At 52.8% G+C, this 1,320-nt stretch carries 1 protein-coding gene; it reads left to right on the top strand.

Annotated elements, in window-relative coordinates; all coding sequences use genetic code 11:
- The first annotated feature begins 60 nt into the window (after positions 1-60).
- A protein-coding gene (locus tag VVS03_RS11275) for an IS3 family transposase (RefSeq protein ID WP_368520135.1) occupies positions 61-1,274 on the top strand; the annotation gives its coding sequence in 2 pieces (ribosomal slippage) (positions 61-334 and positions 334-1,274; 1,215 coding nt in all).
- Positions 1,275-1,320 lie beyond the last annotated feature (46 nt).

Here is a 1,320-nt window from a genome sequence, read left to right as displayed (position 1 = left end):
TGAGGTTACCCTCGAGTAGTGGACACCCTATTAGTACGGATCTTGTGTCCGTAGGAGAGGATGTTCATTGTGAATTCGTCAAGGAAGAAGTACACCCCGGAGTACCGGCAGGAGGCCGCCAGACTGGTCATCGAGTCTGGGCGCCCAATCGCTCATGTGGCTAAGGAAATTAGCGTATCAGCGACAATTTTAGGCAGGTGGGTCAAACTCGAGCGGGAACGCCAAGGCTCGGTAGACGGCCGCAGTGATGCTGATATACGAGCCGAAAATGCTCGCCTGCGTCGTGAGTTAGCTGAGGCCAAGATGGATAATGAGTTCTTGTCAAAAGCCACCGCCTTCTTCGCTGCGAAGCAACGCGATCGGAAAAATTTGAGCTAATACAGCAGGAGAAGGCGAACTACAGTATAAAAAGAATGAGCAGGTTATTAGAGGTTTCCCGTTCTGGCTACTATAAATGGCAAAAGGCTCAAGCAGTACGGCTTCGTGGTGAAAATCAGCGTCAGAGATTCCTCGACCAGTTAGACAGGCAAATTCATGACATCTGGGAAGATTCTGACGAAGTCTACGGTGCCCCACGGATTACTGCAGAACTCGCCGAGGTTGGGGTCTATGTGAATCGTAAAACCGTGGCCAAACGCATGCGGATGATGGGTATTGAGGGCATCTCACCTAGGGCGTTTGTTCCCGTAACGACGATTCAATCCAAGCGGAAGTCCACGCTTCCAGACCTGGTGAAACGCCTATTTGATCAAGGGCAGCTTAATCGAGTGTGGATGTCAGATATTACCTATCTACGCACGAATGAGGGCTGGCTGTACCTATGCGTTATCCGCGATGGACACTCCCGCCGAGTCCTAGGCTGGTCCATGGATAGTGTGCAGGATTCTTACCTGGTTGAACGTGCACTGCGCATGGCTTACACCCTGCGTGGTGAAATACCCAACGGCGTGGTCTTCCACGCCGATCGTGGTAGCCAGTTCACCAGCGAACAACTGTGGCAGGTCTGTCAAGAACTAGGGATTGCACAATCGGTCGGCCGTACCGGTGTCTGCTTTGACAATGCGATGGCCGAGTCGTTCTGGTCGACATTGAAGACCGAATTTTACGATCGGAAGAAATGGCGAACCCGTGACGACGCCCGGAAGGCGGTGGCTCGCTGGATTGAGATTGTCTACAACCGGCGCCGTCGCCACTCGTCCATCGGGATGGTAAGCCCCGTCGATTTCGAAGCCCAGCTCGCTGATCAAAATGGTAATAAGAAGGCCGCTGCTTAACCCCTAAGCAGCTTAACAACGTGTCCACGATTTGCGGGTAACCCCA

The sequence above is a fragment of the Corynebacterium sp. LK2537 genome (genome assembly GCF_040946485.1).
GTDB lineage: Bacteria > Actinomycetota > Actinomycetes > Mycobacteriales > Mycobacteriaceae > Corynebacterium.
This window is presented reverse-complemented; position numbering and strand designations above follow the sequence as displayed.